The sequence below is a fragment of the Stutzerimonas sp. CXK-1 genome, from assembly GCF_057738225.1.
In genome coordinates this window covers 325,910-343,787 of sequence record NZ_CM173217.1, presented here as the reverse complement: position 1 = coordinate 343,787, position 17,878 = coordinate 325,910, and the positions used below count along the sequence as shown (strand labels likewise).

Annotated in this window: 9 protein-coding genes; 5 read left to right on the top strand and 4 right to left on the bottom strand. The window is 68.1% G+C overall.

Features of this window, described 5'->3' with window-relative positions:
* Window positions 1–106: 106 nt before the first annotated feature.
* Window positions 107–3,649, bottom strand: a complete 3,543-nt coding sequence (gene recB, locus AC0KXH_RS01630) for an exodeoxyribonuclease V subunit beta (protein WP_488224039.1) — start codon at window positions 3,647–3,649, stop codon at window positions 107–109.
* Window positions 3,646–6,987 (bottom strand): exodeoxyribonuclease V subunit gamma, encoded by a 3,342-nt coding sequence (recC, locus tag AC0KXH_RS01625; RefSeq protein WP_488224038.1) that lies wholly within the window; start codon window positions 6,985–6,987, stop codon window positions 3,646–3,648. Before recC ends, recB begins: the two co-directional genes overlap by 4 nt.
* A gap of 195 nt (window positions 6,988–7,182) precedes the next feature.
* Here recC and AC0KXH_RS01620 point away from each other — a divergent pair, with 195 nt between their 5' ends.
* Both AC0KXH_RS01620 and AC0KXH_RS01615 read left to right on the top strand, forming a co-directional pair.
* A complete protein-coding gene (locus tag AC0KXH_RS01620; protein WP_061338020.1) occupies window positions 7,183–8,079 on the top strand; it encodes a cache domain-containing protein in 897 nt (298 codons plus the stop codon).
* 137 nt (window positions 8,080–8,216) lie between these two features.
* On the top strand, window positions 8,217–9,902 hold the full coding sequence (locus AC0KXH_RS01615; protein WP_041108686.1) for a Na/Pi cotransporter family protein: 1,686 nt from the start codon (window positions 8,217–8,219) through the stop codon (window positions 9,900–9,902).
* An 85-nt stretch (window positions 9,903–9,987) separates the two neighbouring features.
* Here AC0KXH_RS01615 and AC0KXH_RS01610 read toward each other — a convergent pair whose 3' ends face one another.
* Together AC0KXH_RS01610 and AC0KXH_RS01605 are read right to left on the bottom strand one after the other, a co-directional pair.
* Window positions 9,988–12,537, bottom strand: a complete 2,550-nt coding sequence (locus AC0KXH_RS01610; RefSeq protein ID WP_061338022.1) for a TRAP transporter permease — start codon at window positions 12,535–12,537, stop codon at window positions 9,988–9,990.
* Window positions 12,538–12,655: 118 nt separating this feature from the next.
* The gene (locus tag AC0KXH_RS01605; protein ID WP_041108682.1) at window positions 12,656–13,621 is read right to left on the bottom strand and encodes a TAXI family TRAP transporter solute-binding subunit; all 966 of its coding nucleotides are present in this window, start codon (window positions 13,619–13,621) and stop codon (window positions 12,656–12,658) included.
* Window positions 13,622–14,189: 568 nt separating this feature from the next.
* On the opposite strand from AC0KXH_RS01605, the gene AC0KXH_RS01600 reads away from it, so the two are divergent.
* The 3 genes from AC0KXH_RS01600 (at window position 14,190) to AC0KXH_RS01590 (ending at window position 17,873) form a co-directional block, all read left to right on the top strand.
* Complete coding sequence (locus tag AC0KXH_RS01600) at window positions 14,190–15,764, top strand: methyl-accepting chemotaxis protein (protein WP_488224037.1); 1,575 nt, start codon at window positions 14,190–14,192, stop codon at window positions 15,762–15,764.
* A 261-nt stretch (window positions 15,765–16,025) separates the two neighbouring features.
* Window positions 16,026–16,190 (top strand): hypothetical protein, encoded by a 165-nt coding sequence (locus AC0KXH_RS01595; protein ID WP_165562248.1) that lies wholly within the window; start codon window positions 16,026–16,028, stop codon window positions 16,188–16,190.
* A 96-nt stretch (window positions 16,191–16,286) separates the two neighbouring features.
* Window positions 16,287–17,873, top strand: a complete 1,587-nt coding sequence (locus AC0KXH_RS01590; RefSeq protein WP_488224036.1) for a methyl-accepting chemotaxis protein — start codon at window positions 16,287–16,289, stop codon at window positions 17,871–17,873.
* Window positions 17,874–17,878 lie beyond the last annotated feature (5 nt).

Below are 17,878 nucleotides of genomic sequence, written 5' to 3'. Positions count from 1 at the left end.
CGCGGCCCTACAGCCGATGCGCCCTGATCTCCCGACAGGGCGGGCTTCGGCCCGGCAGGACAGGCGCGTTGATACGCGGCCAAGTGCTTCACCTCTTCCATGCACATCACCTGCCCCCCTCGAACAACCGGTCCAGCGCATCGAGCAGGTGCTCGTCCGGTCGCGCGAAGTACACGCCGGCCTCCGGCATGCCACGCAGGAACAGGTAGAAGGCACCGCCCAGGCAGTCGTCGCGATAGTCGGTCAGGCGCTGGCGCAGGAAGCGGCGCAGGGCCACGAGGTAGATCAGGTATTGCAGGTAGTAGTGCTCACCGGCGAGCGCCTGCAGCAATCGCTCCCCGCCGTAGTAGCTCGCGTCCGGGCCGAGCCAGTTGGACTTGTAGTCGGCGATGTACCAGCGCCCGGCATGTTCGAAGGTCAGGTCGATGAAGCCCTTGAGATAGCCGCGCAGGCTGTCGAACTCCAGCCGCGCCGCGGCCTCGCGCAAGGGCGCCGGAAGGCCGCTGGCGGGGTCGCCGAGCAGCGCGCGCAGGCGCGCCACATCCAGCTCGCGCACCGGAAAGGTGAAGCCCAGTTCCGGCAGGCGTCGGGCCGACGACAGCGCGGACAGGCGCAGGCCCTGGCCGTCGAGGTCGGTGTCCAGCACCTGTTGCAGCTGCGCCGCGGCGACGTCGCGCCATTCGCCCGACAGGCCGTGGGCAGCGAGCGCTGGTTCCACCAGCTCGGCCAATGGGGCCTTGCCGCGTGCCCAGTCCTCGAGAATCGCGTGCAGGCAGGTCCCGGCGCGCGCGCCACGGGGAAAGGCAAAGAAACCACTGCCCGGCTCGGCCGGATCAGGCATCGCCAGGGCGTCGCGATCCGGTGCCTCCATGTGCAGGCCGGCAGCCAGACCGGAAAAGCTGCCGATTCGCCAGGCGCTGTGCAGGCTGCGCCCCAGCTCGGCCAGGCGGTGCGGCGGCTCGGCTCGAAGATTGCCTGCGGCGCTGGCTTCATGCGCCTGCAGCGGCAGACAGGCAAGGCTGCCGGCACTCGCCTCGGCCAACCGCTCGACCTCGCGGCGCAGGCCGAGCGCATCACGCTCGCCGAGATAGTTACCCAGCTCGCCGAGCGCGTCGCTTCCGGGCAGGGCTCGGCCGTGCAGCAGCCAGGCCATGGCGCTGGTATGCAGGCCCTCCTCGGCGAGGCTTCCGTCCTTTTTCGGCTTGCACAGGTTCACGGGCCCCCAGTGCACCCAGAGCCGGTCGCGCGCACGCGTCAGCGCCACATAGGCCAGGCGCAACTGTTCGGCAAAAGTTTCGCGGCGCGCCTGCTCAAGGTGCGCCTCGAGCCGCTCGCTGCCCAGGTCGAGCAGCGGCCGGCCGCTCTCGTCGTGGCAGCTGGCGGCGTCGCGGTTCTTGCCGAGCAGCTTCCCGTCCCAGAGGAAGGGGCAATAGACCAGCGGGTACTCCAGCCCCTTGCTGGTATGGATGGTGACGATCTGCACGCGCTCGGCATCGCTTTCCAGACGCAGCAGGGCCTCCTCGCCACCACTTTCGCCGGCCCGCTGCGCCTCGAACCAGGCGAGCAGCGGCTCGAGCCCGGGGCGCAACAGGCTCTCGGCCTGCAACAGCTCACCCAGGTGCAGCAGGTTGGTCAGCCGCCGCTCGCCGTCGACCCGGGCCAGCAACCGCTCGGCCACGGTCTGTTCATCGAGCCAGGCACGAAACACGCGCATGAAGCCATGCTGCTGCCACAGCTGGTGATAGCGCTCGGCACTCTCACGCTCGGCATCCCACTGCTGGGGATCCTCCTGGCAACGCGCCAGGGCGGTGCTGTCGCGCCCCAGCAGGCGTGTCGCCAGCGCATAACGCAGCAGGCCTTCGCGCCCGGGTTCGGCGTAGGCGGCCAGCACCGCGGCCAGTTCGGCGGCCTCCTCGCTCTGCCAGACGCTATCGCGCCCACGGCGCACGCTGGGCACACCGCGCCGGGCCAGTTCGTCGGCGATCAGCGCGGCCTGCCGGTGGTTGGCCACCAGCACCGCGATATCGCCGCCCTTGAGTGGCGCGAACTCACCGTCCCGCCCGAAACCGACACTTCCCTCGGCAGCCTCGGCCAGCTGCCCGGCAATGCGTCGTGCGCAGTCCGCCGCCGCCCGTTCGGCTGCCTCGCCCTTGTTCAGCGGCTCGTCGCCAAGCCAGACCAGCGCCAGCGGCGCCGCTTCATCGTCCAGCCGCAGGCGCGCACGCGGGCGCTCGGCAGCCCGCACCGGCGGGTATTCCAGGCCGGCCTCGGAGAACGGGCGCGGCCGCTCGAACAGCAGGTTGAGCGCGTCGATCAGTTGCGGCGTGGAACGGTGGTTGACCGGCAGGCTGTAGGGTGCGCGATCGACCTGCTGCTTGGCCTTCAGGTAGGTCGCCAGGTCGGCGCCGCGAAAGGCATAGATGGCCTGCTTGGGGTCGCCGACGAAACACAGCGAGGCTCCGCTGCCCGGCGCGTAGATGCGATCGAATATCGCGTACTGGATCGGGTCGGTATCCTGGAACTCGTCGATCAGCGCCAGCGGATAACTATCGCGCAGCGATGCCGCCAGAGCCTCGCCGACCGGGCCGCGCAGGGCCTGATCGAGGCGGTTGAGCAAGTCGTCGAAGGCCAGCAGGCGCTGCTCTGCCTTGCGTTCGGGCAACTCGCGATTGAGGCGCTCGAGCAGCCGCACCTGCAGCCCGACCAGGCGCTGCCGGCCAGCCGGTACGGCCTGCGCGAGGGCGTCGGCCAGCGCATCGAGGGCCTCGGCCAATGCACACTGCGGCGCCGCGTGGCCCTTCTTGCAGGCCTTGGCAAGCGCGCGAGCGCCCAGCTTAAGCAGGCCTTCGGGCGCGTCGTAACAGGCCGCCGGGTCGGCGAAATAGCTGTCCAGCTCGGCGCGCCAGGCCGGAAACTTCAGCGCCTTGTGGGTGGTCTGGCTGAGCCCCGGGTGCGCCGCCAGCTCGGCCGCCCAGGCGTGGCCAGTCGCCTGCCAGAGCGGCGCGGCTCGCTGCCAGGCCGCGTCCACCGCCGAGAGGTCGGCCGCTGGCGGCGGCTCGGCCGGCTCGACCCGCAGGTAGGGTTTGCCCAGATGCGCGCGCAGGCGCCCGCGCAGCCAGGTCGGGGTGATGCGCTGCTTGGCCAGGAAGCGTGCCCAGGCCGGATCGGCGTCGGCCAGCTCGCTGCGCCAGCAGTCGGCGAGCAGCGCATCGATGAGCTCGCGGTCATCGGCGGTCAGCTCGCTGTCGAAGTCGCCACCGGCCTCGAACGCGGCATCCTGCAGGGCGCGCTGGCAAAAGCCGTGAATGGTGAAGATCGCCGCCTCGTCGAAGCCATGCACCGCCAGCAGCAGGCGCCGTCGCGACGCCTCGTCGGGAAAGCGCGCATGCAGGCGTTGCAGGAAGGCATCGTCGCCTGGCGTACCGTCGTAGATCGCCAGCAGGTCGGCCAGGCGCGTGCGGATACGCTCGCGCAATTCGGCGGTGGCGGCGGTGGTATAGGTCACCACCAGGATCTGCCCCACCGACAGCTGCCGCTCGAGCAGCAGCCGCGCATACAGTGCGGTGAGCGTCCAGGTCTTGCCGGTGCCGGCGCTCGCCTCGATCAGCGAGCGCCCGTCGAAAGGCGATTCGAGCAGGTCCAGGCTCATGCGTCCGTCTCCTCGTCGTCGGCCAGCGCATCGAGTATCGGGCCGATGAGCTGTTCGGCCAGCGCCTCGAAGCGCTCATCCAGTGGGTCGCGATCACGAAAGGCCAGGGCGTTCCAGGGGTCCTCGCATTCGGCGGCGACTGGGCTGAAATCGGCACCGAGCCAGGCCTCCTTCGCGCGCTTGCGGGCGGTTTGCAGCGGCTCGCTGCCACGGCTCGGGTTGCGGTAGCCACGGGCGAAGGCATGACTGCTGCGGGCCAGCAGCGGCAGCGGCTCGCGGATCGCGGAACGGTAGGCGGCCAGCCAGGGCTCGAGCAGCGCCGCGGCATTCTCGAGCGGGCCGAGCTGCCAGTCGCCAGCCGGCGACAGCAGCAGGCTTTCGCGTGCGATGTCCGGGGTGGCGCTGAGGTTGAGCAGCAGATGGCGCAGCCAGAACGGCGCCAGGTCCCACTCGCCGAGACGACCGAGCTTCCAGCCGAACAGGCCGCTGGGCGTCACGCCGTCCAACCAGCCGTGAATGCGCACGCCTCCCAGCTGCACATCCACCGCCAGCGGCGCCGGCACCGCGTCCGGGCGCATTTCGAACAGGCGCGGCGCAAAGGCGCGCACCGGCCCACGCAGCTTGCCCCACAAGGCCTGGCCCAGCTCGCCGCTGGGCAGCCAGCCGGCGGCACAGGCCAGGCGCCGCTCGTCCCCCTCGCTCCAGCCCCGCTCGAGGGCATCGATGGCCAGGTGACGCAGGCCGTTCCAGGCGGGCAGCTCGAGCTCGAACGGCTCATCGCTCGCCAGCGCCTGCTGCGCATCGGGCAGACGCAGCCCCAGGCGCTGCTCGAGCAGGAAGCGCGGCGGGTGGCGGAAGCACTGCAGGAGCTGGGAGGGCTCGAGGGTCAGCCAGGCCTCGTCCGGCTCGTCGAGTTGGCTGGCGAAGGGGCGTGGCGGCTGCGGTGCGGCGGCCAGGCGCTGCGCGGCGCGGTACCAGTGCTCGGCGAAGCCCGCGCAGGGGTCGTCAGCGAAGTTGCCCGGGGCAAAGGGCTGCAGCGGATGCTCGACGCGAATGCGCTGGCTGGCCTTGCGCCCGTCGGCATCGGCCTGCGCGGTCAGGTCGACCGCTTCGAGCACCTCGCTGAGCAGCACCGAAGGCGGCAGTTCGGCGTTGTCGCGCGGGTCGCGGCCGACATAGGACAGGTACAGCGCCTGGCGTGCCGAGAGCAGGGTTTCCAGCAGCAGGTAGCGGTCATCCAGCCGCCGCGCCCGATCGCCACGCCGGGGGTGACGGGCAATGAGGTCGAAGCCGGCCGGCGGGTTACGCCGCGGGAACACGCCATCATCCAGACCGAGCAGGCAGACCAGGCGGAACGGCAGGCTGCGCATCGGCACCATGGTGCAGAACGTCACCGCGCCGGTGAGAAAGCCGGAGGCGCCACCGCCCTGCTGCAGCGCCGCGGTAAGCTGCTGGCGCACCAGATCGAGCTCGACCGGCCGCTCCAGCCCGGACGCCTCGGCCTGCGTGCGCAACGCCGCGCAGGCCTGCGACAGGGCGAGCAGCGTGTCGCCCGCCTCGCGTTCGTCGAACAGCTCATCGAGCAGGGCCTGCAGGTCGTCGGCCCAGGCCGCCAGCGGGCGCGGTGCGGCCAGGCGATCGGCAAGCCGACCGAGCCGCTCGACGAACTCCACCAGCCGCCCGAGCAGCTGGCCACGCGCACCTTCCAGGGCATCCAGCGGCCAGTGCGCACCGAGCAGCGGCGCCTGCGCGCCGGCCAGCTGCGGCGGCGCGGCGAAGCCCAGTAGCAGGCGATCCAGCCCCTGGCGCCAGGTGAACGCCGGATCATCCGGCAGGCCGAGTCGGGCGCGCTGCTCAGCGTCGCGCCCCCAGCGCACGCCGGCCTCACGCAGCCAGTCGCGCAGCAGCGGCAGATCCTCGTTCTCGATACCGGCGCGCCGGGCGATCGCCGGCCGTTCCAGCCAGGCGAGCACCTCCTCGGCGGCAAAACGGCTCTGCGGCAGGCCGAGCAGTTCGAGAAAGGCCTCCACCAGCGGCACTTCGGCGCGCAGGCTGCGGTCGGCCAGGCTGTAGGGTATCCGCGCGCCGCTGGCCCGCCCGCCCGGCGCCCGCGCGGCGAACACCGCCTCGATGAAAGGCGCATAGCGCTCGATGTCAGGGGTCAGCACGACGACCTGGTCGGGAGTCAGCCCGGGGTCGGCGGCGAAACGCGCAAGCAGCTGATCGTGGAGGATTTCCACCTCGCGCAGCGGCGAATGGGCGACGTGCACTTCCAGCGAACGGTCGCCCTCGGCCAGCGCGATACGTTCCTCGGGGCGGCGCGTGCGCAACCGCAGGATGTCGTTCTGCAGCGCCTGCAGCAGGCTGCCATCGTGCAGGTCGGCATCCTCGGAATAGAGCCCGAACTCCTGGCCGCCGAGGCCGAACAGCGCATCGAAGAAATCGCGGCCCTGCTTGCCAAGGCTGGCCAGCAAGGGATGCCCCACGTCCAGATACCAGTCATCGGCACTCGAGGGTTGATCTGCCACGGCGCGGTCGACGCCAGGCTGCTCAGCCGCTGCGCGCGCCGAGCCCGCGGGCTGCGGGAGCTGCCGGGCCAGCTCGCGGATGTCGCGAATCTCGCCCCAGGCTTCGCGGCTCGGGTTGAGCGCGAAGACCACCACATCGATGTGTCGAGCCAGCCCGTCGAGCACGCGCAGGTGATGCGGTGGCAGGCTGCTGATGCCAAACACCAGCAGGCGCTCGGGCAATCCCGCCAGCGGTTCGTCGCCGTGCAGGCGCTGCAAGAGGTCGCCGAGCAGGCGCGCCCGGTGCGGGTGGCCGTCCTTCGTCAGCTCGCGCCAGAGCAGCGCCTGCCAGGCCTCGTCGGGCCCCAGATCACGCGTTTCGCCCCGTTCCCAGGCCGACAGCCAGTCGTCGCGGTAGAGCAGGTACTGGTCGAAGGTATCGGCGATCTTCGCCGCCAAGGCCAGGCGCCGGCGTTCATCGCCGCCGTCCAGGTACTGCCGGAGGCGCGGTGCCTGCGCCAGGTTGTCCGGCTCGCAGAGCCAGCCATACAGGCGCCAGGTCAGGGTGGTCGGGGTAAACGCCGACTGCTCCGGCAGGCTGCCGAGCACCTGGCGGCTCAGCGCCCAGACGAAGGCGGCCGGCAGCTGCAGCTCGAGCTGCATGGCGATGCCCTGCTTGCGCGCCAGCGCGAGGGTCAGCCAGCGCCCCATGCCCTGACTCGGGACCACCACCTGCGCCGGGGCGAAGGGATCGGCCAGCGGCTGGGCGAGCAAGGCCGTGGCCAGTTCACCGAGGGTTTCCAGGTCGGGCGCGTGGTAGAGGCTGAGCATGGGCGGTCCCTTGTGAGCAGGCGGCTAGGTTACCGAGCCCCTGCCGCCAGAGCGAGCACCCAGCCCCTGCCGGGGGGCCGCGCTCTAGTTCTTTCGCCGGGCCTTTTTCCTCCCACAGACCAATATGAATTGCCGCCAGAGGCTCACAGGATGCTTTGAAAGGGCCTGTCGGCCCGCTTTTGCCAGGAGTCGTTCATGCAAACGAAACACAAGACACTGCTCGTTCTTTCCATGCTCGGTGCGCTCGGCACGGCGCCGCTGGTCAGCGCCGCGCCGGACGCCGAACAGGCGCGCCCGATGGGTTCGGTCGAGCGCAGCCACGCGCGCCAGGCCGAAGCACTGCTGGCCGATGCCGTCGAGCACCTGAAGCGTAACGGTGCCGAGCAGGCACTGGCCGACTTCAACCAGCGTAACGGCCGCTTCGCCCAGGGCGAGTACTACGTGTTCGTTCTGGACAAGGCCGGCACCATGCGCGCCAGCAGCGGCGCCTCGCATAACCTGGTGGGCCTGGACGTGACGCAGCTGCAGGACGCCGCCGGCAAGGCGTTCATGGCCGAGATTCTCGACAAGGCAAAGAGCGCCGAGAGCGGTGCGGTCGACTACCACTGGCTGAACCCGAGCAACAACAAGCTGCAGAACAAGACCAGCCTGTTCCGCCGCAGCGGCGACTACATCGTCTGCGTCGGCTATTACATTCCACGCTCCAGCGCCGAGCAGGCGCGGACCCTGCTCGACAAGGCGGTTGCGCTGGTCGAGAAGGAAGGCGGCGATGCCGCGTACCGTCGCTTCAACGACCCGCAGGGCGGCTTCGTGATCGGCGATGAGTACGTCTTCGTGATCGGTCTGGAAGATGGCAAGTACCGCGCCAGCGGCGGCTCCCCGAACCTGGTCGGCACCGATGTGCGTGAGGTGCGCGACGCCGCCGGCGAACCGCTGTTCCAGGAAATGATCGAGCTGGCGAAGAAGGACGGCAGCGGCAGTGTCGATTACGTCTGGCGCAACCCGGCGACCAATGCCGTCGAGCAGAAGCACACGCTGATTCGCCGCGTCGGCGACGTGCTGCTTGGCGTGGGCTACTACACACCCCGCTGAAGCGGACACCCGCCGATGCGTTGATGACAATTCGGTGAACGGGCCCCGTTGGCCAGTGGTCAACCCTTAGAGCCGCCGCGGAGCGAACGTATCGCTCCGCTCGCGCGGCCGACCACTGACCGAGACCCTGTACGCCCATGCTCACGCTGCTGCACCTGCTATCGTCGATCGCCCTGCTGGTCTGGGGGACGCACATCGTGCGGACCGGGATCATGCGGGTGTACGGCTCGCACCTGCGGCGCCTGCTCAGCCACAGCATGGCCCACACGCCACTGGCGTTCGGCGCCGGCATCGGCGTCACCGCCCTGGTACAGAGCAGCAACGCCACTGCGCTGCTGACCTTTTCCTTCGTCGCCCAGGGCCTGATGGCGCTGCCCACCGCACTGGCGATCATGCTCGGCGCCGACGTCGGCACGGCATTGATGGCACGCGTGCTGACCCTGGATCTTTCCTGGCTCTCGCCGGTGCTGACGCTCGTCGGTGTCAGCCTGTTCCTGTCGCGCAAGCAGAGCCGCGTCGGCCAGCTCGGCAGGGTGATGATCGGGCTGGGCCTGATCATTCTGGCCCTGCAACTGATCGTCGCCGCCGCCGAACCGATCACCGAGGCACGCGGCATGCAGGTGCTGTTTGCTGAACTGGCCGGCGACACCCTGCTGGCCGTGGTGGTTGGCGCGCTGTTCGCGTTGCTGTCCTATTCCAGCCTGGCCGCCGTACTGCTTACCGCCACGCTTGCTGGCGCCGGGCTGATCGGCATGCCGGTAGCGCTCGGTGTGGTAATCGGCGCCAACGTCGGCAGCGGCGTGCTGGCTTGGCTGAATGCCAGCCTGCAGCCTCCGCAGGCCCGCCGCGTGGCGCTCGGCAACCTGCTGTACAAGCTGGCCGGGCTGGCGGTGGTGCCGTTTCTCGATCCCCTGGTGGGCTGGATGGCGACCCTCGGCTTCAGCCTGCAGACCCAGGTGATCGCCTTTCACCTGTTCTACAACACGCTGCGCTGCCTGGTGCTGTTGCCCACGGTGCGACCGATGGCCCACCTGTGCGAGCAGCTGCTGCCGGACCGCCGCATCGAACAGGGCATCGCCCAGCCCCGGCACCTCGACCCCGCCGCACTGGAGACGCCAAGCCTGGCGTTGGCCAATGCGGTGCGGGAAACGCTGCGCATCGGCGACCTGGTGGAAAGCATGCTCGCCCGCCTGCTGGAAGTACTGCAGAGCGAGCACCCGCAGGCCGCCGAGGAGATCCGCCGGCTGGATGACGACGTCGATGCGCTGTACAGCGGGGTCAAGCTCTACCTGGCGCGCATGCCGCGCGAGGATCTGGCCGACCAGGAGAGCCGGCGTTGGGCGGAGATCATCGAACTGGCGATCAACCTCGAGCACGCCGGCGACATCATCGAGCACATGCTCGGCAAGGTGCAGACATTGAAAAAGACGCGCCGCATGAGCTTTTCCGAGAGCGGCCTGGAAGAACTCGGCCAGCTGCACGCGCTGCTCAGCGCCAACCTGAGCCTGGGGCTTTCGGTGTTTCTCTCCGGCGACCCGCACAGTGCGCGCCGCCTGCTGCGGCAGAAGCGCGACTTTCGCCAGCGTGAACGCGAGCTGGCCCACGCCCACGTTCACCGCCTGCATCAGCAGGTGCTGGAAAGCATCGAGACCAGCGCCGCCCACCTCGAACTCATCGCCGACATGAAGCGGCTCAATTCGCTGTTCTGCAGCCCCGCCTATGCCGCGCTGGAAGGCAAGGCGGCAACGCGTGAGCGCCTGCCGAGCGAGCCGGCGGCGACGCTGCTGCCCGCCGAGCGCCATCTGCCGGGGCGCCCGGTTTGACCGGCGTCCAACCGTAATCGGCCGGGCATGAAAAACCCGGCCATGCGCAGGGCATGGCCGGGTTCGTCTAGCCTCGGGCAGCCGCTCAGCGCGGCCGGCGGCGACGCTGCAGCCAGATCACCAGACCGAACAGCAACAGGCCGGGGATCCACATCCACTCCTTGGGCAGACGCTCCGTCGGCGCGCGTACGCGCAGGATCTCCTGATCAAACTCCAGCCCCGCCTCGGCCGCCGGGCTGCCGAAGGTGACGCTGTCGATCAGCACCTTGCCGTCTTGTTCGTAGGTCATCAGGCCGAGCTTCTCGAGCTTCTGCGCGCCGCTTTCGCCATCGGGAATGGCCAGCAGCAGGCTGAACTCCAGCGGGTCGCCCACCGCATCCTCACCGCGGATGCGCAGACGCAGCTGGCTGTCCGGGTCCACCCGGTCGAGTGCCTGGACCAGCTCGCTCGGCGGGATGTCGCGATAGGGGTCGTGCACCAGATCCATCCAGAATCCCGGACGGAACAGGGTGAAGGCCACCAGCAGCAGCAGCACGCTCTCGTACCAGCGGCTGCGCACCAGGAAGTAGCCCTGGGTGCCCGCGGCGAAGATCAGCATGGCACCGGTGGCGACGATGAAGATCAGCACGCCGTGCCAGAAGTCGACGTCGATCAGCAGCAGGTCGGTGTTGAAGATGAACAGGAACGGCAACGCCGCGGTGCGCAGGCTGTAATAGAACGCCGTGACCCCGGTCTTGATCGGGTCGCCCTTGGACACCGCCGCGGCAGCGAACGAGGCCAGCCCGACCGGCGGCGTCACGTCGGCCATGATGCCGAAGTAGAAGACGAACAGATGCACCGCGATCAGCGGCACGATCAGGCCGTTCTGCTGCCCGAGCGAAACCACCACCGGCGCCAGCAGGCTGGAGACCACGATGTAGTTCGCCGTGGTCGGCAGCCCCATGCCGAGGATCAGGCTGAAGACCGCGATGAGCAGCAGCATCAGCAGCAGGTTGCCCATCGACAGCAGCTCGACCAGATCGGCCAGCACCAGGCCGACGCCGGTCTGCGACACCGCGCCGACGATGATCCCGGCCGCCGCGGTGGCGATGCCGATACCGATCATGTTGCGCGCACCGGCGATCATGCCCTCGCGCAGGTCGATCAGCCCGTCCATGGCGGTGCCGTGGGTCGCCCCGCCGTCGCCACGCATCCAGGACAGCAGCGGGCGCTGGGTGAGCAGGATGATCACCAGCATCACGGTGCCCCAGAAGGCCGAGAGTCCGGGCGACAGCCGCTCGATCATCAGGCACCAGACCAGCACCACCACCGGCAGCACGAAGTGCAGGCCCGAGAGCAGCACGGCACGGGTGTTGGGCAGTTCTTCCAGCGGTTTGTCCGGGTCTTCGCCAGGCAGCGGCGGGTTGCTCGCCGCCACCTTGAGCAAGCCCAGATAGACCAGCGCCAGCAACGCGCCGATGCCCGGCAGGGCAAAGTCGCCAAGCGCCGGTTTGAGCCAGCCAAGGCCGTAGTAGACCGCCAGCGAGAGGCCGCTGATCAGCGCCGCACCGAAGGCGAAGCCGGTCAGCCGGCGCAGCCAGGGTTTGGGCTGGTGCGTGCCGATCGGCTGCATGTCCTGCTTCAGCGCTTCCAGGTGCACGATATAGAGCAGCGCGATGTAGGAGATCGCCGCCGGCAGGAAGGCATGCTTGATGATCTCCACATAGGGCATGCCGATGTACTCGACCATGAGGAACGCCGCCGCGCCCATCACCGGCGGCATGATCTGGCCGTTGACCGAAGACGCGACCTCCACCGCCCCGGCCTTTTCCTTGGAGAAGCCGACCTTCTTCATCATCGGAATGGTGAAGGTCCCGGTGGTCACCACGTTGGCGATCGACGAACCGGAGATCAGGCCGGTCATGCCCGATGCGACCACCGCGGCCTTGGCCGGGCCGCCGCGCATGTGGCCGAGCAGGCTGAACGCCAGCTGGATGAAGTAGTGGCCGGCACCGGCGCGCTCGAGCAGCGCACCGAACAGCACGAAGAGAAACACGAAGCTGGTGGACACGCCCAGGGCGATGCCGAACACGCCCTCGGTGGTGATCCACTGGTGGTTGGCCATCGCCGTGAAGCTCACCCCGCGATGCGCCAGCAGCCCCGGCATCCAGGGGCCGGCCAGGCTGTAGACGATGAACACCAGCGCGATGATCGCCAACGGCGGGCCGAGCGCCCGGCGGGTCGCCTCGAGCAGCAGCGGAATGCCGATACAGGCCGTGACCAGGTCGGCGGTCGTCAGGTTGCCGGGGCGCTGCGCCAGTTGCTCGTAGAAGATGAACAGGTAGGCGGCACTGGCCGCCGCTACCAGGCCGAGCGCCACATCCAGCAAGGGCACGCGATCACGCGGCGAACGCTTGAAGGCCGGATAGGCGAGAAAGGCCAGCAGCAGGGCGAAGGCCAGGTGGATCGAGCGCGTCTCGGTATCGTTGAGCACGCCGATGCGGAAGATGAACGGCAGCGGCGAGGCGATCCACAGCTGGAACAGCGACCAGGCCAGGGCCAACCCGGCGATGGCCTTGGCCATGAAGCCTTCCGGCAAACGGGCACCGACGTCCTGAGCGATCAGTTCCTCGGTGGAAAGATGTTTGTCTTGCATCAAATGGGGCCTGTTTTTCAGGAATCGTTAACCCAAGAAACCCGTGGCCGACTCGGCACACGGGTTTCGGGTGAGGCATGAGACGCAGACGGACCGCAGCCACGGCCCGCCGGCCGCCTTACAGCCAGCCACGCTCCTTGTAGTAGCGCTCGGCGCCTTCGTGCAGCGGCGCGGTCAGGCCGACCTTGATCATGTCCTCGGGCTTGAGGTCCTTGAATGCCGGGTGCAGACGCTGGAAGCGCTCAATGTTCTCGAACACCGACTTGACCAGCTGGTAGACGACGTCGGCATCGACCTTGGAGGTCGTCGACAGCACGGCCTTGCCGCCGATGGACTGCGTTGGCGAGTCATTGCCCTTGTACAGGCCGCCGGGAATCTCGGCCTTGGTGTAGTAGGTCTTTTCCTTGAGCAGCTTGTCGATTTCCGGACCGGTGATCGGTACCAGTACCGCATCGACGGTGGTGGTCGCTTCCTGGATCGCGCCGTTCGGATGACCGACGAAGTAGGTCATGGCGTCGATGTTGTTGTCGCTCAGGGCGCTGGCCTGCTCGGCCGGCTTGAGCTCGGCGGCCAGGGCGAAGGCCGACTTGTCCCAACCCTTGACCTGCATGATTTCTTCGAGGGTGTCGCGCTGGCCGGAACCGGGGTTGCCGATGTTGACGCGCTTGCCCTTCAGATCGTCGAGGCCCTTGATGTTGGCGTCGCGGCGCGCGAGTACGGTGAAGACCTCGCTCTGCAGCGAGAAGACCGCGCGAATGTCATCCATGGCGCCTTCCTTCTCGAACGGTGCCAGGCCCTTCATCGCCTTGTATTGGTGGTCGGACTGCATGATGCCGAAGTTGAACTCGCCGCTACGCAGACCGTTGACGTTGGCCACGCCACCGCCGCTGGCCGGGGCGTTGCACTTGATGTTCTCGGCGTTGCGGTTGACGAAACGACAGATCGACTGGCCAGCCACATAGTAGACGCCGGTCTGACCGCCGGTGCCGATGGTGACGAATCGCTCCTGGGCCTGAGCCAGGTTGCTCAGACCGGCACCCGCCAATGCAGCGGTGAAGATCCATGCCAAGGATTTGCCTTTCATGGATGCACTCCTTTTCTGGTTGTTTTCGGTTGATCCGGCATCCCTCGTGAGTCTGCGCGGAATAGGGAGTCTAGCAGGCGACCGAGCTGGCAACAGCCGAAACCGGCAAAGGCGCTCGCATGCCAGAAATAGACCGGCCATCGCGTTCAGGGTTGCGGCCTGCAAGACAGATTTATTGTACATGCAGTTGTACATATGTATATTTCTGTACAAGTTTGCTGTGCCAAGCAGGCAAATACCTCCAAGGAGGTACTCCCTAAGTACGCTTGTGATCGCGGATTCGCTGATATCAATATGAGATCAGCGTCACATTCTTTCCGTGGTGAGGAAGCCCGGAAAGCCTCGCGATACATGCGCGCCAACGGAGACTGTCCCCGGATGATCGACGTTGGCGCTTTTTTTTCTGGGTAGTTTTTCCGTGGCGGTGCGCCTCGGGCCTGCAGGACCGTCCGAGACAGGGATTCTCACTGGAGTTGATCACGGCAAGGGCGACGCGCCATAGCGCATCGCAGCCAGACGTGCGTAGCGGTACAGAACAACAACTTCGGCTAGCTCGCGAGAATCCATCATGCGTATGAACCTGCCCGTCACTGGCCGCGAGGTCAGTTACAGCGATAGCGCCAACATCCTCTCCACCACCGACCTCAACGGCGACATCACCTATGTGAACCCGGACTTCATCCGGATCAGCGGTTTCGACGAGCAGGAGTTGCTCGGCCAGCATCACAACGTGGTTCGCCACCCGGACATGCCGCCCGAGGCCTTCGCCGATCTGTGGTCCTGCGTGCGTGCCGGCCGCTCCTGGATGGGCATGGTCAAGAATCGCTGCAAGAACGGCGATCACTATTGGGTCAGTGCCTTCGTCACGCCGATCAGCCGGGACGGCCGAGTCGTCGAATATCAATCGGTACGCACCAAACCGCGGCCGGAGCAGGTCGCCGCGGCAGAGCAGCTCTATGCACGCCTGCGCGACAAGCGGCCGCCCGCGGCGTTGCGTCGTCGGCCGCTGAGCGTCCGCAGCCGGGTGGCAGCGCTTGCCGGTGTCGCTGCCGCGGCCTGCGCCGGTATCGGTGGCGCCATCGCCGGCGTGTCGCCAGGCGCCGCGCTGGCCAGCGGCGGCCTGACCTACGCGGCCCTGGCGCCCCTGCGGCAACTGGCCGAGCAGGCGCGCCGTCTCGGCGACAACCCGGTCGGCCAACTGGTCTATACCGGGCGACGCGACGAGTTCGGCGAGATTGGCTTCGCCATGCAGATGCTGGAAACCGAAGCCGGCGCGATGGTCGGCCGTATCGGTGATGCCTCACGCCAGTTGAACCGGCACGCGCATGAACTGCTGGCCGCCATGGACAGCAGCACCCGGAGCGCCTCGCGCCAGCAAAGCGAAACCGATCAGGTCGCCACGGCGATCAACCAGATGGCGGCCAGCGTGCAGGAGGTGGCCGCCAGTGCGCAGCGCACCGCCGAGGCAGCCAGCCGCGCCGATAGCGAAGCCGGCAGCGGCACCGAGGTGGTCAACCGCGCCGGCGCGAGCATCGGCCAGCTGGCCCGGGACATCCAGCAGGCCGGCGAGGTGATCCACCAGCTGGAGGCGCACAGCAACGACATCACCAAGGTGCTCGACGTGATCCGCGGTGTCGCCGAGCAGACCAACCTGCTGGCGCTCAACGCGGCCATCGAGGCGGCACGCGCCGGCGAGCAGGGCCGCGGCTTCGCCGTGGTCGCCGACGAGGTGCGCAGCCTGGCGTCGCGCACCCAACAGTCCACCCAGGAGATCAACGCGATGATCGCCGCGCTGCAGGACGGTGCACGCCAGGCCGTGCAGGTCATGCAGCACAGCCGCGAGCAGGCCGTGCAGAGCGTGCAGCAGGCCGAGCAGGCCGCCAGCTCCCTGCGCGACATCAACCTGCGGGTCAACGAGATCAGCGCGATGAGCATGCAAATTGCGGCGGCCGTGGAGGAGCAGAGCGCGGCAAGCGAAGACATCAACCAGAACGTCGCGAGCATCCGCAGCAGCTCGGATCATCACGTGGAAAACGGCCTGCGCAGCCGACAGAGCGCCAACGGCGTCGCGCAGCTGGCCGACAGCATGGAGATGCTGGTCCAGCAGTTCTGGACGCAGCGCCGCGGCCCGGCCAGCCGCTGAGGCATACCGCGGCCCATGAATCGGACACGGCATCGGGAGGCAGACTTGTTAGCGCATCAAGGTAAAGGCAAAATGCCATCAGTCTCGTGTACAGCGAGAACGGCTTTACCGCTCAGGGCAACCCGGACCTGAAAGCTAAGGCGCCATTCGTGTTGCTCCTCTGGAGCACCCACGACTGGCGCCTTTTTTGTTTTCAGGCCTGGCCGTACCTGCAGCGTCACAATCGCCATGCATCCTGACCGGGTAGCCAGAAGAAGACGCATGTTGACCGAAGAAACCTTGCGCACCGCGTTGGAAGAGACCGTCCAGGTGCTCGAGCGCACACGCCGCTCATTCAAGTCACGTGAGCTGGGGCAGCTGCGCCGGCGCCTGATCGAGCTGCTCGAGCGGCTGGAGACCGACGAACCCGTCAAGGATAAAGACTGACCGCCACACCACGATCGACCATAACAACGAGGCGCGCCGGCTGATGCGCGCCCATTGCCTCGCGTATTCAGACCATTTACCAGGGACGTTCTGTCTATGCGCACCAACCATCCCGTCAGCGGCCGCGAAGTCGCCGTCGGCGAAACCGCCAACATCCTTTCCACCACCGACCTCAAGGGTACGATCACCTACGCCAACGCCGATTTCGTCGCAATCTCCGGTTTCAGCGAAGCCGAGCTGCTTGGCCAGCCGCACAACATCGTGCGCCATCCGGACATGCCGGAACCGGCCTTCGCCGATCTCTGGGCCACGCTGCGCAGCGGCAAATCCTGGATGGGCATCGTCAAGAACCGCTGCAAGAACGGCGACCACTACTGGGTCAGCGCCTTCGCCACGCCAGTCAGCCGCAACGGCGAGACCATCGAATACCAATCGGTCCGCACCCGGGCGCAACCGGAGCAGATCCGCAATGCCGAGGCACTTTACGCCAAGCTGCATGGCGGCGGCCTGCCGGCGGCGCTGCGGGCGCGTCGGCTCGGCTTGCGCGGCCGGTCCGCTCTGCTCGCCGGCGGTGGCGCCACGCTGGGGGCCGGCGTCGGCCTGCTGCTGGCTGGCGCGCCGGCACTCGCCCTGGCCGTTGGCGTGGTGCTGGCCGGCGGCATGGCTGCGACGCTGGGCATGGTGGCCCTCAGGCCCCTGGCGCAGCTGGCCGAGCGGGCCCGCGAGATCGGCCACAACCCGGTCAGCCAGCTGATCTATACCGGGCGCGCCGATGAGATCGGCGAAATCGGCTTTGCCATCAGCATGCTCGAAGCCGAAGCCGGCGCCGTGGTCGGACGCATCGCCGACTCGAGCCGACAGCTCAGCCGGCACTCGCGCGAGTTGTTGAGCGCGGTACAGAGCAGCTCGCAAAGCGCCTCGCGCCAGCAGAGCGAGACCGACCAGGTCGCCACGGCGATCAACCAGATGGCCGCGAGCATCCAGGAGGTCGCGGCGAATGCCCTGCGCACCGCAGAGGCGGCTACCCATGCGCATGGCGAGGCAGCCAGCGGCGAGCAGATCGTCAGCCTGACCGGCAGCAGCATTCTGCGCCTGGCCGAGGAGATCCAGCGGGCCGCCGAAGTGATCCACCAGCTGGAAACGCACAGCCAGGAGATCAGCCGGGTCCTCGAGGTCATTCACAGCATTGCCGAGCAGACCAACCTGCTTGCGCTCAACGCCGCCATCGAAGCGGCGCGCGCCGGTGACCAGGGCCGCGGCTTCGCCGTGGTCGCCGACGAGGTGCGCAGCCTGGCCCTGCGGACCTCGTCGGCGACTGCGGAGATCCAGCGCACCATCGCCACCCTGCAGGACGGCACCCGCCAGGCCGTGCAGGTGATGCAGCACAGCCGCGAAGAGGCACAGCGCAGCGTCGCACATGCCGGCGAGGCCGAGCGCTCGCTCAACGGCATCAACAGCCGGGTCAACGAGATCAGCGAGATGAGCAGCCAGATCGCCGCGGCGGTGGATCAGCAAAGTGCCGTGAGCGAGGAGATCAATCGCAACATCGTGAGCATCCGGGTCGGCTCGGACGACCACGTGACCGGCGGCCTGCAGAGCCAGGAAAGCGCTTCGGGCGTGGCGCGGCTGGCCGAAGGCATGCAGGAGCTGGTACAGCAGTTCTGGGGCCGCCGGCGCGGCTGAGCACG

Coding starts and splice junctions, on each gene's coding strand:
- recB (WP_488224039.1), bottom strand. CDS start 3,649: ATGAGCCTGGACCTGCTCGAATCGCCTTTCGACGGGCGCTCGCTGATC.
- recC (WP_488224038.1), bottom strand. CDS start 6,987: ATGCTCAGCCTCTACCACGCGCCCGACCTGGAAACCCTCGGTGAACTG.
- AC0KXH_RS01620 (WP_061338020.1), top strand. CDS start 7,183: ATGCAAACGAAACACAAGACACTGCTCGTTCTTTCCATGCTCGGTGCG.
- AC0KXH_RS01615 (WP_041108686.1), top strand. CDS start 8,217: ATGCTCACGCTGCTGCACCTGCTATCGTCGATCGCCCTGCTGGTCTGG.
- AC0KXH_RS01610 (WP_061338022.1), bottom strand. CDS start 12,537: ATGCAAGACAAACATCTTTCCACCGAGGAACTGATCGCTCAGGACGTC.
- AC0KXH_RS01605 (WP_041108682.1), bottom strand. CDS start 13,621: ATGAAAGGCAAATCCTTGGCATGGATCTTCACCGCTGCATTGGCGGGT.
- AC0KXH_RS01600 (WP_488224037.1), top strand. CDS start 14,190: ATGCGTATGAACCTGCCCGTCACTGGCCGCGAGGTCAGTTACAGCGAT.
- AC0KXH_RS01595 (WP_165562248.1), top strand. CDS start 16,026: ATGTTGACCGAAGAAACCTTGCGCACCGCGTTGGAAGAGACCGTCCAG.
- AC0KXH_RS01590 (WP_488224036.1), top strand. CDS start 16,287: ATGCGCACCAACCATCCCGTCAGCGGCCGCGAAGTCGCCGTCGGCGAA.